A 15,153-nucleotide genomic window follows, 5' to 3' on the forward strand; every position below is an offset into this window, starting at 1 on the left:
TATGCATTGAATCAACAGATAAACACGTCAAATGATTAGGCGTAGAAAAGCATACTAACAGAAAAAAATGATTATTAAAAAATCAAGGTATGCAAGCTCACATCAACCTGAATATATCGGAATCCGCAGTGAATACAGACATAAACCAAACCTTAGCGATCATCAAACGTGGTGCTGATGAGTTGCTGATTGAGCAAGAGCTGATCGAAAAGTTAAAGGCTGGTAAACCGCTCAGGGTAAAGGCTGGCTTTGATCCCACTGCACCGGATTTGCATTTGGGTCACACGGTATTATTGAACAAACTCAGACAGTTTCAAGATCTAGGGCATCAGGTGTTGTTCCTGATTGGCGATTTTACCGGCATGATTGGTGACCCGACTGGCAAAAGTGCAACGCGTCCACCGCTCACTAAAGAGCAGGTGGCGGAAAACGCACAATCTTATGCTGAGCAAGTATTCAAGATTTTAGATAAAGACAAAACAGAAATCGTATTTAACTCGGCTTGGCTAAATGATCTGGGCGCGGCGGGTATGTTGAAGTTGGCGGCCAGTCTCACCGTCGCACGCATGCTAGAGCGTGATGATTTCAGTAAGCGTTTTAAAAGCAATCAGCCGATTGCTATCCATGAGTTTATGTATCCTTTATTGCAAGGCTACGATTCAGTCGCGCTGAAAGCGGATGTAGAATTGGGTGGTACCGATCAGAAATTTAACTTGCTGATGGGGCGTGAGCTGCAGAAACAAGCAGGTCTTAGCCAGCAGTGTGTGTTGACCATGCCATTGTTAGAAGGCTTGGATGGCGTGAATAAGATGTCCAAGTCACTAGGTAACTATATTGGTGTGGCCGAGGCGCCTGAAATCATCTTTGCCAAACTCATGTCGGTTTCTGATGTCTTGATGTGGCGTTATATAGAATTGCTGTCGTTTGAATCGTTAGAGACAATTGCGCAATGGAAAGCGCAAGTGGCCGCTGGCGAAAATCCACGCAATATTAAAGTACGTTTTGCGCAGGAAATTGTCACGCGTTTTCATAGTCGAGCGGATGCTGAAAAAGCGTTGGAAGATTTTCAAACACGCGCAAAAGGAGGGGTTCCCGATGAAGTGCCGGAGGTGCGTGTTGATCTGGATGGTGCCAGCGTGGGGATTGCGCAATTGCTAAAAATGGCAGGGTTGGTAGAGAGTACCAGCGAGGCGATACGTGCGATTCAGCAGGGCGGTGTCAAATTAGATAGTGAGAAGGTCACAGATAAAAACTTGCAGATTCAAAAAAACACAACAGTCATTGCGCAGGTAGGTAAGCGTAAGTTTGCAAAAATCGAACTACGTTAATGTGTTAGCTTCATGTACAGTATGACTGGTCATCAGTCATACAATGTAATCAAACGATAGGCATACAGTTTTGCTTTAAGGAAAAGAGATGAGACGTAAAATCGTAGTGGCCAATCGCAAAATGAATGGCAGCTTACCGTCCAATCAAGCTTTTTTAGAAACACTGTTGACCGAAACCCGCGACTTTCAACGCGCAGATTATGTGGTGTGTATGCCACATCCTTATTTATTCCAAGCACAGTCAATGCTTCAAGATAGCCATATCCAGTGGGGTGGCCAAAATATGAGCCGCTACTTATCTGGTGCCTACACCGGCTCAGTTTCACCCACCATGCTGACCGAATTCGGATGTACTTACGTCATTATCGGACACTCGGAGCGCCGCCAACGTGGGCATGATACTGATTTATCTACAGGCGAACGTTTTGAAGCTGCGGTGCAGTGCGGCCTAACCCCTATCTTTTGTATGGGTGAGACTTTAGAAGAATACGAGGATGGCACTACGGACATTGTCACCATTCGCCAGCTCAATGCAGTCATTCATGAAATCGGTATCCAAGGGCTAGCTGGCGGTGTGTTGGCGTATGAACCGGTATGGGCCATCGGCACTGGGCGTGCAGCCACGCCGGAACACGCGCAAAATGTATTGGGTTTCCTGCGCGGGCATATCGAAATTCTCAATCCGGAAATCGCGCAAAACATACGCATACTATATGGCGGTAGTGTGAACAGTACCAATGCCGCAAAATTATTCGCCATGCCAGACATAGATGGCGCCTTGGTGGGCGGGGCTTCACTCAATACCGAAGAGTTTGTTGGCATTTGCCTAGCAGCCGATAGCGCATCCTCTGCTATCTAACTATCTGTAAAGCATGTTCTTCATCTTGTTTACAGACGCACTAATTAGACCTCTATTAATTTAGATATCTGTCAGCTCTATATTCAATTTGTAATTAAATTGTAAAAACTTCGATTAGTGCTTGACCAAAAATCTAGCCTCTGTAAAATGCGCGCCTTCGCTAGCAAAATACCGCAGTGAAGCGCAGCAGGTGGTTGGAAAATGTATCGTATTTATATTAATTTAAAAAAATTCAAAATTAGTATTGACGATAATTAAAAGCCCTGTAGAATGCGCGGCTCGTTAGCAAAACATCGCAGCGATAAGTAGTAAATTGTGTTGCAAGAAATACCGTTTATATTAATTTAAAATTGTTTGAAAATTAGTATTGACGCCGCTGAAAAGCTCTGTATAATGCGCACCTCGTTAACGCAAAGCGCTAACGAGAAGCTGAAAAGCAAACTGTTCTTTAACAAACTGAATGACTGATAAGTGTGGGTGTTTGTGGTGATGGGTTAAGAGACTTCGGTTTCTTAGAGACTCAGAATATAAACGCTTACACTTAAATTTAAGACAAGTATGTACAGGTTACTTTAAGTAGTAACACATACCTTGAAATGAATTTGAGAAATAAAGCAAAGCGAAATAACCACCTCGAAAGAGGTAAACAAGTAATAGTCAGAAATTAAACTGAAGAGTTTGATCCTGGCTCAGATTGAACGCTGGCGGAATGCTTTACACATGCAAGTCGAACGGCAGCACGGACTTCGGTCTGGTGGCGAGTGGCGAACGGGTGAGTAATATATCGGAACGTATCCAATAATGGGGGATAACTAGTCGAAAGATTAGCTAATACCGCATACGCCCTGAGGGGGAAAGCTGGGGATCTTCGGACCTAGCGTTAATGGAGCGGCCGATATCTGATTAGCTAGTAGGTGAGGTAAAGGCTCACCTAGGCTTCGATCAGTAGCTGGTCTGAGAGGACGACCAGCCACACTGGAACTGAGACACGGTCCAGACTCCTACGGGAGGCAGCAGTGGGGAATTTTGGACAATGGGCGCAAGCCTGATCCAGCCATTCCGCGTGAGTGAAGAAGGCCTTCGGGTTGTAAAGCTCTTTCGCAAGGGAAGAAAACTTAGTCTCTAACATAGGCTGAGGCTGACGGTACCTTGATAAGAAGCACCGGCTAACTACGTGCCAGCAGCCGCGGTAATACGTAGGGTGCGAGCGTTAATCGGAATTACTGGGCGTAAAGCGTGCGCAGGCGGCCTGATAAGTCAGATGTGAAATCCCCGAGCTCAACTTGGGAACTGCGTTTGAAACTATCAAGCTAGAATATGTCAGAGGGGGGTAGAATTCCACGTGTAGCAGTGAAATGCGTAGAGATGTGGAGGAATACCAATGGCGAAGGCAGCCCCCTGGGATAATATTGACGCTCATGCACGAAAGCGTGGGGAGCAAACAGGATTAGATACCCTGGTAGTCCACGCCCTAAACGATGTCTACTAGTTGTTGGTGGAGTAAAATCCATGAGTAACGCAGCTAACGCGTGAAGTAGACCGCCTGGGGAGTACGGTCGCAAGATTAAAACTCAAAGGAATTGACGGGGGCCCGCACAAGCGGTGGATTATGTGGATTAATTCGATGCAACGCGAAAAACCTTACCTGGCCTTGACATGCCACTAACGAAGCAGAGATGCATTAGGTGCTCGAAAGAGAAAGTGGACACAGGTGCTGCATGGCTGTCGTCAGCTCGTGTCGTGAGATGTTGGGTTAAGTCCCGCAACGAGCGCAACCCTTGCCAATAATTGCCATCATTTAGTTGGGCACTTTATTGGGACTGCCGGTGACAAACCGGAGGAAGGTGGGGATGACGTCAAGTCCTCATGGCCCTTATGGCCAGGGCTTCACACGTAATACAATGGTCGGTACAGAGAGTTGCCAACCCGCGAGGGGGAGCCAATCTCAGAAAGCCGATCGTAGTCCGGATTGCAGGCTGCAACTCGCCTGCATGAAGTCGGAATCGCTAGTAATCGCGGATCAGCATGTCGCGGTGAATACGTTCCCGGGCCTTGTACACACCGCCCGTCACACCATGGGAGTGGGTTTTACCAGAAGTAGGTAGTCTAACCGCAAGGGGGACGCTTACCACGGTAGTATTCATGACTGGGGTGAAGTCGTAACAAGGTAGCCGTATCGGAAGGTGCGGCTGGATCACCTCCTTTCTAGAGCAAAACCTTTTGCTGCAAGCATTCACTCTTATCAGTCATTCAACAGTAGTACAACAAAGATTGGCCACAGGTAATATTAGAAACTACCTTATTGGGTCTGTAGCTCAGCTGGTTAGAGCACCGTCTTGATAAGGCGGGGGTCGTTGGTTCGAGCCCAACCAGACCCACCAGATTCACCTCGTAATATATGGGGGATTAGCTCAGCTGGGAGAGCACCTGCTTTGCAAGCAGGGGGTCGTCGGTTCGATCCCGTCATCCTCCACCAAGCTTTGTTGAGTAGAAATTAGAAGCAAGTATTGCTTAAGGATTGATTTAAACAATACTTGCTTCTAGTTTTTAACTAGACTGTTCTTTAACAAAATGGAAGAAGTAAAGAGAATGCACATTGTGTGATGACAATGTTGTATTCAAATGGGCAATATTATTTTTTAACCGGAGTAATATTGACTGATTGCAAAATCGAACATTTTGCTTGGCATGAGTTTCTGGAATGAAAGTTCTTGAAATAAATGTAAGTGAAATAAAAACCATCTTAATTTGTACAACCTTGCAGATTAAGAAAAGTTGCTTTAGAAAAACTATAACGCATGTCTCATGCATGATGAAATCTGGATTTAAAAAGGGTTTAGGTTTTAACGTTATAGGATCAAGTGAATAAGTGCATATGGTGGATGCCTTGGCGATTACAGGCGATGAAGGACGTGATAGCCTGCGTAAAGGTTCGGGGAGCTGGCAAATAAGCTTTGATCCGGACATATCCGAATGGGGAAACCCACCCGCAAGGGTAACCGCTCCTGAATATATAGGGAGATGGTGGCGAACCGAGTGAACTGAAACATCTAAGTAGCTCGAGGAAAAGAAATCAACCGAGATTCCGTAAGTAGTGGCGAGCGAACATGGAACAGCCTGTTATTTTTAGCACATGCGATAGTAGAACGGAATGGAAAGTCCGGCCATAGAGGGTGATAGCCCCTTATACGAAATCCCGTGTGTGGAACTAGGGTAACGACAAGTAGGGCGGGGCACGAGAAACCTTGTCTGAACATGGGGGGACCATCCTCCAAGGCTAAATACTCGTAATCGACCGATAGTGAACCAGTACCGTGAGGGAAAGGCGAAAAGAACCCCGGGAGGGGAGTGAAATAGATCCTGAAACCGTATGCATACAAACAGTGGGAGCCTCGTAAGGGGTGACTGCGTACCTTTTGTATAATGGGTCAGCGACTTACATTCAGTAGCAAGCTTAACCGATAGGGGAGGCGTAGCGAAAGCGAGTCCGAATAGGGCGTCTAGTTGCTGGGTGTAGACCCGAAACCAAGTGATCTATCCATGGCCAGGATGAAGGTGCCGTAACAGGTACTGGAGGTCCGAACCCACAAATGTTGAAAAATTTGGGGATGAGCTGTGGATAGGGGTGAAAGGCTAAACAAACTTGGAAATAGCTGGTTCTCTCCGAAAACTATTTAGGTAGTGCCTCGTATATCATTCTCGGGGGTAGAGCACTGTTATGGCTAGGGGGTTCATAAGAACTTACCAAACCATTGCAAACTCCGAATACTGAGAAATGCAATTACGGGAGACAGACCATGGGTGCTAACGTCCGTGGTCAAGAGGGAAACAACCCAGACCGACAGCTAAGGTCCCAAATGACGTGCTAAGTGGAAAACGAAGTGGGAAGGCATAGACAGCCAGGATGTTGGCTTAGAAGCAGCCATCATTTAAAGAAAGCGTAATAGCTCACTGGTCGAGTCGTCCTGCGCGGAAGATGTAACGGGGCTAAGCACGTAACCGAAGCTTCGGATACTAGTTTACTAGTATGGTAGGAGAGCGTTCTGTAGGCCTGCGAAGGTGTTCTGTGAGGAATGCTGGAGGTATCAGAAGTGCGAATGCTGACATGAGTAGCGATAAAGGGAGTGAAAAGCTCCCTCGCCGAAAGCCCAAGGTTTCCTGCGCAACGTTCATCGGCGCAGGGTGAGTCGGCCCCTAAGGTGAGGCAGAGATGCGTAGCTGATGGGAAACAGGTTAATATTCCTGTACCTCTATACAATGCGATGTGGGGACGGAGAAGGTTAGGTCAGCCGGGTGTTGGATGTCCCGGTTCAAGCGTGTAGACAGATTCTTTAGGCAAATCCGGAGAGTCAATGTCAAGGCGTGATAACGAGTCTACTTGTAGACGAAGTGATTGATACCATGCTTCCAAGAAAAGCCACTAAGCTTCAGTTGTATAAGACCGTACCGCAAACCGACACAGGTGGGCAGGATGAGAATTCTAAGGCGCTTGAGAGAACCCGGGAGAAGGAACTCGGCAAATTAGCACCGTAACTTCGGGAGAAGGTGCGCCTCGGTAATGTGTAGAGATTTACTCTCGAAGCATGATGAGGTTGCAGTGAAAAGGTGGCTGCGACTGTTTAATAAAAACACAGCACTCTGCAAACACGAAAGTGGACGTATAGGGTGTGACGCCTGCCCGGTGCTGGAAGATTAAATGATGGGGTGCAAGCTCTTGATTGAAGTCCCAGTAAACGGCGGCCGTAACTATAACGGTCCTAAGGTAGCGAAATTCCTTGTCGGGTAAGTTCCGACCCGCACGAATGGCGTAACGATGGCCACACTGTCTCCTCTCGGGACTCAGCGAAGTTGAAATGTTTGTGAAGATGCAATCTACCCGCGGCTAGACGGAAAGACCCCATGAACCTTTACTGTAGCTTTACATTGGACTTTGACAAGATTTGTGTAGGATAGGTGGGAGACGTTGAAGCGGAGTCGCTAGATTTCGTGGAGTCAACCTTGAAATACCACCCTGATGTTGTTGAGGTTCTAACCTAGGTCCATAATCTGGACTGGGGACCGTGTATGGTGGGCAGTTTGACTGGGGCGGTCTCCTCCCAAAGAGTAACGGAGGAGTGCGAAGGTAACCTAGGTACGGTCGGAAATCGTACTGATAGTGCAATGGCATAAGGTTGCTTGACTGCGAGACGGACAGGTCGAGCAGGTGCGAAAGCAGGTCATAGTGATCCGGTGGTTCTGTATGGAAGGGCCATCGCTCAACGGATAAAAGGTACTCTGGGGATAACAGGCTGATTCCTCCCAAGAGTTCATATCGACGGGGGAGTTTGGCACCTCGATGTCGGCTCATCACATCCTGGGGCTGTAGCCGGTCCCAAGGGTATGGCTGTTCGCCATTTAAAGTGGTACGTGAGCTGGGTTTAAAACGTCGTGAGACAGTTTGGTCCCTATCTGCCGTGGGCGCTGCAAGTTTGAGGGGACCTGCTCCTAGTACGAGAGGACCGGAGTGGACACACCGCTGGTGGACCAGTTATCATGCCAATGGTATCGCTGGGTAGCTAAGTGTGGAAGAGATAAACGCTGAAAGCATCTAAGCGTGAAACTCGCCTCAAGATGAGACTTGCCGGGGGTTTAACCCCCCTAAAGGGTCGTTCGAGACCAGGACGTTGATAGGTCAGGTGTGGAAGCGCAGTAATGCGTTAAGCTAACTGATACTAATTGCCCGTGAGGCTTGATCCTATAACCTTAAGACTTGACCAAAAAGTTAAGATTAACGGTTTGTTTTAAAGCACGATATGTAATCACCCCATTTAAATTCTTTACTTCTTCCAATTTGTTAAAGACGCCTCATGAAAATGAGACGGCAACACAGCATTTCTGCTGATGAAAACTCGTAAGAGTCAAAACATCAGTGATACCAGTTATGCTTGGCGGCCATAGCGGTTTGGAACCACCCCTTCCCATCTCGAACAGGGCCGTGAAACGAACCAGCGCCAATGATAGTATGCTCTTCGCATGCGAAAGTAGGTCACCGCCAAGCTATTTATATTGAGTTACTTAAGCTATATTAGCTTTAAGTAACTCTCAATAAAGCCCTCTTGTGAGGGCTTTATTCGTTTTAGCTACCGTTAATACATGCGATGGAAAGCATTCCAATTGCTTGAATTAATTGGTATAATATGGCAATAATTTGAATGGGCTTTGTGCCCATTTTTTGTTTCTGCTCGTTGCGTAGTAGTACAAATGACAGCTGGAGTAATGATTGATGCAAGACTTGCAAACTTTGATTGAGAAAACAGTGAATCAACTTGGCTTTGATTTGGTTGATTTGGAAATGTCAAACAGAGGTAAATTGCTGCGGGTGTTCATTGATAAGTTGAACCCAAAAGACAATAAAGACAGTGTGAATATTGACGATTGTGTACTGGTCAGTAATCAGTTGGGCAATGTACTTACCGTTGAGCATGATATTGATTACGATAGGCTGGAAATTTCTTCTGCAGGACTAGACCGTGTGTTGAAGAAGTTAAACGATTTTGTACGATTTACAGGCGAGCGTGTGCAAATTAAGTTGCGCATGGGCGTCAAGGATATGGGGCCTAAAGCCACGGATACGACCTTGCCACGCAAAACATTTTTGGGCATTTTGCGCGGTACGGAAGATGAGTCTGTGCTGTTGGAGTTTGAGGGGCACGTTTACAAATTGGCTTTAAGTAATGTTGATAAAGCCAGATTAAGTCCGGTGTTTGATTAAGTAAGCTTTTGCTTTGAAGCATTTAAGTATAATTTGAGTTGGAGATTGCAATGAGTCGTGAAATTTTATTATTAGTAGACGCCTTAGCTCACGAGAAAAATGTGAGTAAAGAGGTGATTTTTACTGCTTTGGAACTCGCATTAGCCTCTGCAACGAAAAAAAATCACGAAGAGAACGCGGATATTTGTGTGACCATCGATCGTGAAACTGGCGATTATGAGACCTTTAGACGTTGGCAATATGTCGAGTACGACTTATTAGAGAATTCAGCCTATCAATTTGATGAGGAAGATGAGCGCGCAAAAGATCGCAATATTGGCGATTACGTGCAGGTACCGTTAGAGTCGATTTCATTTGGACGCATTGGCGCACAAGCCGCTAAGCAAGTGATTTTACAAAAAGTGCGTGAAGCAGAACGTGAGCAAATTCTGCAAGACTTCTTAGGCCGTGGCGAGAATCTAGTCACGGGCGTTATCAAACGTATGGAAAAAGGTAATGCCATTATCGAAGTAGGCCGTATTGAATGTTTGTTGCCACGTGAATCGATGATTCCAAAAGAGAATTTACGTGTGGGTGATCGTGTGAGAGCTTATTTGTCACGTGTTGATCGTGGTGGTCGTGGTCCACAACTGGTGTTGTCTCGCGTTGCGCCTGAGTTTTTAAAGCGTCTATTTGAATTGGAAGTGCCAGAGATTGAAGAAGGCTTGCTGGAAATTCGTTCAGCCGCGCGTGACCCTGGATTGCGTTCAAAAATTGCAGTAAAAACCAATGACCAACGTTTAGACCCTGTAGGTACTTGTGTTGGGATGCGTGGATCACGTGTGCAAGCGGTGACTTCTGAGTTGGCGGGTGAACGTGTAGACATCGTCCTGTGGAGTATGGATCCAGCACAGTTTGTCATCAACTCTTTGGCGCCAGCTGAAGTGTCCTCTATTGTGGTGGACGAAGATGTGCACAGTATGGATGTGGTGGTGGATGAAGAGCAATTAGCAGTTGCGATTGGCCGAAATGGTCAAAACGTGCGCTTGGCCTCTGAATTAACCGGCTGGACGTTGAATATTCTGACCGAAGAAGCTGCGGCTAAGAAAAATCAAGACGAATACGCCAGTGTCAGTACCTTGTTTATTGAAAAACTGGATGTGGATGAAGAGGTGGCCGATATTTTAGTGCAAGAAGGCTTTAGTACACTGGAAGAGATTGCCTATGTTCCATTGGCTGAGATGGCAGAAATTGATGCGTTTGATGAAGACACCATCAATGAATTGCGTTCACGTGCACGTGCAGCCTTATTGACAGAAGCAATTGCCAAAGAAGAAAAAGTGGAAGAAGCCGCAGAAGACTTATTGGCGATGGAAGGCATGGACGACAAAACGGCGCACTTGCTTGCCTCAAAAGGCGTAGCCACGATGGATGACTTAGCTGAACTCGCAGTGGATGAATTGGTTGAATTGACCGGTATGGAAGAAACCCGTGCAAAAGAACTCATCATGACAGCGCGTGCGCCTTGGTTTAAGTAATCAGGTTTAAATAATCGGCATTGCAATCAAGCATTTGATCGAATAGTAAGTGAAAAAGAATAGTTAAGAGACTGGAGCAGTAAATGGCACAATCAACCGTTGCACAATTCGCCGCAGAGTTAGGGCTGCCAACGACTCTATTATTGGAGCAGCTTAAAAGTGCGGGCGTGAATAAAACAACAGTAGAAGATCGCTTGGATGAGGCGGACAAAACTGCATTGTTGGAATATTTGCGCAAAGAACACGGTGCTGCGCAGACGCCAAAAAGTAAAATCACGCTTACACGTAAACAAAATACAGAAATTAAAAAAACAGATAGCTCTGGCCGTGCGCGCACCATTCAGGTGGAGGTACGTAAAAAACGCGTGTTAGAGCGCCGTGAAGACGAGGATGAATTGCCAGCGATGGAAGCTGAGATGCAGACTGAAGTGGTCGAAGTGCCAGCAGAAATCACGCCAGTGGTGGAAGTGGTTGCAGAGCCCGAGGTCATTGTACCTGTAGTGCAAGAGGCGCCTGTAGTAGAGCCTGTGGCTGCGGTGGTAGAGCCAGCACCAGTAAAAGTAGAGCCGGTTTCGACCACAATCAAAAAACAAGTGCTTTCTCCGGAGCAAATTGCAATCCGCGAGCAAGAGGCAAAACGTCACGCAACTTTACTCGCGTTGCAAGCCGAAGATACGCGTAAAAAACAAGAGTTGGTCCAGCGCCGCGCCGATGAAGAGGCGAAGCGATTGGCCGAAGCTGAAGCAGCGAAAGCAAAAGCAGCCAAATTAAGCGAAGGTACGCTGCATAAACCAGTTGCAAAAGAAGGCGCTAAACCTGAAGCAAAAGAAGCTAAAAAAGGTAAGGGCGGCAACAACAAAGATTGGAATGATGCAGAGAGCAAGAAGCGTGGCTTGAAAACGCGTGGTGATGTGAGTGCGAATCAGGGTTGGCGTACACCTAAGAGCAAGCATAAATCACACAAAGATGATGATCAGCATGCATTTAATGCGCCAACCGAGCCTATTATCCATGAAGTATTAGTGCCAGAAACCATTTCAGTGGCAGATTTAGCGCACAAAATGGCAGTGAAAGCGGCTGAGGTAATTAAAGCCCTTATGAAGATGGGCATGATGGTCACGATCAACCAAGTACTGGACCAAGAAACGGCCATTATCGTCGTCGAAGAAATGGGTCACAAAGCACAAGCAGCGGCCGCCAACGACCCCGAAACATTCTTAGAAGAGGATGATTCAACTGAAGCGGTATTGGAAGAGCGTCCGCCAGTGGTCACTGTGATGGGTCACGTCGACCATGGTAAAACATCATTGCTGGATTATATTCGCCGTAGCCGTGTCGCTTCTGGCGAGGCCGGCGGGATTACCCAGCATATTGGCGCGTACCATGTGGAAACGCCACGTGGCATGGTCACTTTCTTGGATACGCCAGGCCATGAAGCCTTTACGGCAATGCGTGCTCGTGGTGCCAAAGCCACGGATATTGTGATTTTGGTGGTGTCTGCTGATGATGGCGTGATGCCGCAAACGATTGAAGCGATTCACCATGCCAAAGCCGGTAATGTGCCGATTGTGGTTGCGATTAATAAGGTGGATAAACCGGAAGCACAGCCAGAGCGCGTGAAGATGGAATTGGTCAATCACGAAGTTGTGCCAGAAGAGTTTGGTGGCGAAGTGATGTTCCGTGAAGTGTCTGCCAAAACAGGTAAGGGTATTGATGAATTGCTAGAAGCTGTGTTGCTACAGGCTGAGGTGTTGGAACTAAAAGCATCCAAAAATACACCGGCCAAAGGTTTGGTGATTGAAGGTCGCTTAGATAAAGGGCGTGGTTCTGTCACTACCGTATTGGTGCAATCAGGTATTTTACGCCGCGGCGATATGTTATTGGCTGGTAGTTCTTACGGCCGTGTACGTGCGATGTTAGACGAGACAGGTAACGAGATTAAAGAAGCAGGCCCATCGATTCCAGTCGAAATCTTGGGTTTGTCTGATGTGCCTAGCGCCGGCGAAGAGGTTATTGTATTGAACGATGAGCGTAAAGCACGCGAGATTGCGCTATTCCGTCAAGGTAAATTCCGCGATGTGAAATTGGCCAAACAGCAGGCGGCCAAGCTTGAAAATATGTTTGAGCAAATGACCGAAGGTGAAGTACAAACGCTGAATATTATTATCAAATCGGATGTACAAGGTTCTTTCGAGGCCTTGTCTACTAGCTTGCAAAAACTCTCTACAAGCGAAGTGCGTGTGAATATCATTCACTCGGGCGTCGGTGCAATTAGCGAGTCCGATGTGAATTTGGCAGCTGCATCTAGTGCTGTATTGATTGGCTTTAACGTCCGTGCCGATGCTGGCGCACGTAAGTTGGTCGAAAATCTTGGTGTGGACGTACGTTATTACAACATTATTTACGAAGCAGTCGATGAAGTGAAAGCTGCTTTAGGTGGTATGTTGGCGCCAGAGCAAAAAGAACAAATGATTGGTACGGTAGAGATTCGTGAGGTATTCCGCATTTCTAAAGTGGGTTCTATTGCTGGTTGTTATGTGCAAGATGGTCTGGTGAAACGTAATTCTAAAGTACGTGTATTGCGCAATAACGTGATTATTCATACTGGCGAACTGGACTCTCTCAAACGCTTTAAAGATGACGTTAAAGAAGTGAAAAATAACTTCGAGTGCGGTTTATCACTGAAAAATTTCAATGACATTGAAGTCGGCGATATCTTGGAAATTTACGAAGTCGTTGAAGTGGCGCGTACACTTTAGGATACGAATCAACAATGGCAAAAGAATTTTCAAGAGCAACCCGCGTTGCAGAACAAATGCAGCGCGAGTTGGCCGATTTGCTTCAATTTGAAGTAAAAGATCCGCGCGTTGGCATGGTGACAATCACGCAAGTGGAGGTCACTGGTGATATGGCCCATGCCAAGATTTTTTACAGTGCCGCAAAAGCGAGTGATAGTACTCAAAAAGGCCTTGAAAAATCAGCAGGGTTTCTACGTACGCAATTAGCCAAACGCATGCTGTTGCGCACAGTGCCACAATTACATTTTGTGTACGATGCCTCTATCGACAACGGCATGAAAATGGCACAACTCATTAATGAAGCAATTGCTTCGGACAATAAATCCCACTCTTAGCGCGTGCAAGTATCACCCTCTACACCTAAAAAAGCGCAAGTCAAACGCATCAAGCGCCTTGTGGATGGTGTGCTCTTATTGGATAAGCCGCTCGGCTTTTCTTCCAACCAAGCCTTACAAAAAGTGAAATGGCTGTTTCAAGCAGCAAAAGCCGGTCATACCGGCACGTTAGACCCATTGGCAACGGGCGTTTTGCCTATTTGCTTAGGTGAGGCGACTAAGTTTGCACAATACCTGACAGATGCCGATAAAACTTATGTTGCAAATGTGCAATTTGGTGCAACCACGACCACTGGCGATGCGGAAGGCGAAGTGCTATCCACACAGCCCGTCACCTTTAATCGTGCACAACTAGAGAATGCATTAAAGCAGTTTGAGGGCGAGGTTAGTCAAGTGCCTCCCATGTATTCCGCGTTAAAGCACGAAGGCAAAGCACTCTATGCCTATGCGCGCGAAGGCCTTGAAATCGAACGTCAGGCGCGCACCGTCTATATTCGTCAGATAACATTAAATAGCTATACAGAAGGCGGTAGCATTGCAGAGCTCAGCGTTACTTGTAGCAAGGGTACTTATATTCGTACCTTGGCAGAGGATATAGGAAACGTATTGGGCTGTGGTGCACATTTAATCGGCTTACGTCGCACCGCAACAGCAAGTTATGATATCCACCAAACGATTAGTCTAGAGACGCTGGAAAGTATGACGCAAGTGCAACGCGATCAGCTGCTATTGCCAGTGGATTCTGCCATTGAAAGCATTCCTAAAGTTGTGCTGAATGCAGAGGCTGCATACTACCTATTGCAAGGTCAACCGATTTGGCAATCTGGCAAAATTCCAGATGGTGATTTACGTTTGTATGATGCGCAACATCATTTTTTGGGTTTGGGTTTTTTGCAGAGTGACGGCAAGATTGCGCCCAAGCGGCTGTTACAAACCAAGCAAGTACTTGCCAGTCAATAACACCAATAAAAACAGACATTTAATTCAATAATTGCTTGTGAAGCTAGGCAAATACATATAAAATGCGCGGTTCATCGTAAATGAATGCTTTCGCGGGGCGATGATTGAAAAAACCTGCTTCTGCATTGACGCTAACTAAAGGAAAAAAGATGGCAATTACAGCACAAGATACAGCAAAAATCGTTAAAGAATATCAACGCGCACCAAACGATACAGCAAGCCCAGAAGTACAAGTGGCTTTGTTAACAAGCCGCATTACATATTTAACAGAACATTTTAAATCTAACAAAAAAGACAATCACTCACGTCGTGGTTTGTTGGCATTGGTAAGCCAACGTCGTCGCCTGTTAGACTACTTAAAAAGCAGAGATGTAAGCCGCTATCAAACATTGATTGAGCGCTTAAGCCTCCGTAAGTAATTGTTATAGAAGTGCCTATTATTTTAAATTTTGGTTCACTTTTATAATTGATAAAAGCCGATTGCATTGTGATATGCATCGGCTTTTTTTATGGCAAACGTTCCTATCGTGTATGCCATGGGTAAAAATATCACAAAGAGTAATAACATAAAACGTAATAAAAAGTAGTGCTTGCTATTGGGTAGT

The 15,153-nt window shown here is 46.2% G+C and carries 8 protein-coding genes, 2 tRNA genes and 3 rRNA genes; all 13 read left to right on the forward strand.

The features are described from left to right. Window positions 1–89 precede the first annotated feature (89 nt). The 13 genes from tyrS to rpsO all read left to right on the forward strand — a co-directional run bounded on the left by tyrS (window position 90) and on the right by rpsO (window position 14,967). The gene (gene tyrS, locus A3Q3_RS0109705; protein WP_020183399.1) at window positions 90–1,328 is read left to right on the forward strand and encodes a tyrosine--tRNA ligase; all 1,239 of its coding nucleotides are present in this window, start codon (window positions 90–92) and stop codon (window positions 1,326–1,328) included. Window positions 1,329–1,416: 88 nt separating this feature from the next. Beyond that, window positions 1,417–2,187: a triose-phosphate isomerase gene (gene tpiA, locus A3Q3_RS0109710; RefSeq protein WP_020183400.1), complete on the forward strand. Its 771-nt coding sequence runs from the start codon at window positions 1,417–1,419 to the stop codon at window positions 2,185–2,187. A gap of 666 nt (window positions 2,188–2,853) precedes the next feature. Then, a 16S ribosomal RNA gene (locus A3Q3_RS13855) occupies window positions 2,854–4,392 on the forward strand. Between the two features lie 99 nt (window positions 4,393–4,491). After that, a tRNA-Ile gene (locus A3Q3_RS0109720) sits at window positions 4,492–4,568 on the forward strand. 19 nt (window positions 4,569–4,587) lie between these two features. Then, window positions 4,588–4,663, forward strand: a tRNA-Ala gene (locus A3Q3_RS0109725). Between the two features lie 379 nt (window positions 4,664–5,042). Then, window positions 5,043–7,923 (forward strand): 23S ribosomal RNA (locus A3Q3_RS0109730). A gap of 187 nt (window positions 7,924–8,110) precedes the next feature. Then, window positions 8,111–8,224 (forward strand): 5S ribosomal RNA (gene rrf, locus A3Q3_RS0109735). The 16S, 23S and 5S rRNA genes sit together here with 2 tRNA genes alongside, the layout of an rRNA operon. A gap of 225 nt (window positions 8,225–8,449) precedes the next feature. Next, window positions 8,450–8,938 carry a ribosome maturation factor RimP gene (gene rimP / locus A3Q3_RS0109745; protein ID WP_020183402.1) on the forward strand — a complete coding sequence of 163 codons (489 nt, stop codon included), beginning with the start codon at window positions 8,450–8,452 and terminating at the stop codon, window positions 8,936–8,938. A 50-nt stretch (window positions 8,939–8,988) separates the two neighbouring features. Continuing rightward, the gene (nusA, locus tag A3Q3_RS0109750; RefSeq protein ID WP_020183403.1) at window positions 8,989–10,455 is read left to right on the forward strand and encodes a transcription termination factor NusA; all 1,467 of its coding nucleotides are present in this window, start codon (window positions 8,989–8,991) and stop codon (window positions 10,453–10,455) included. Window positions 10,456–10,538: 83 nt separating this feature from the next. Beyond that, window positions 10,539–13,214 carry a translation initiation factor IF-2 gene (gene infB, locus A3Q3_RS0109755; protein ID WP_020183404.1) on the forward strand — a complete coding sequence of 892 codons (2,676 nt, stop codon included), beginning with the start codon at window positions 10,539–10,541 and terminating at the stop codon, window positions 13,212–13,214. Window positions 13,215–13,228: 14 nt separating this feature from the next. After that, the gene (gene rbfA, locus A3Q3_RS0109760; RefSeq protein WP_020183405.1) at window positions 13,229–13,588 is read left to right on the forward strand and encodes a 30S ribosome-binding factor RbfA; all 360 of its coding nucleotides are present in this window, start codon (window positions 13,229–13,231) and stop codon (window positions 13,586–13,588) included. Window positions 13,589–13,591: 3 nt separating this feature from the next. Further along, on the forward strand, window positions 13,592–14,548 hold the full coding sequence (gene truB / locus A3Q3_RS0109765; protein WP_020183406.1) for a tRNA pseudouridine(55) synthase TruB: 957 nt from the start codon (window positions 13,592–13,594) through the stop codon (window positions 14,546–14,548). A 149-nt stretch (window positions 14,549–14,697) separates the two neighbouring features. Continuing rightward, on the forward strand, window positions 14,698–14,967 hold the full coding sequence (gene rpsO, locus A3Q3_RS0109770) for a 30S ribosomal protein S15 (protein WP_020183407.1): 270 nt from the start codon (window positions 14,698–14,700) through the stop codon (window positions 14,965–14,967). Window positions 14,968–15,153 lie beyond the last annotated feature (186 nt).

Source organism: Methylotenera sp. 1P/1, assembly GCF_000384355.1.
GTDB lineage: Bacteria > Pseudomonadota > Gammaproteobacteria > Burkholderiales > Methylophilaceae > Methylophilus.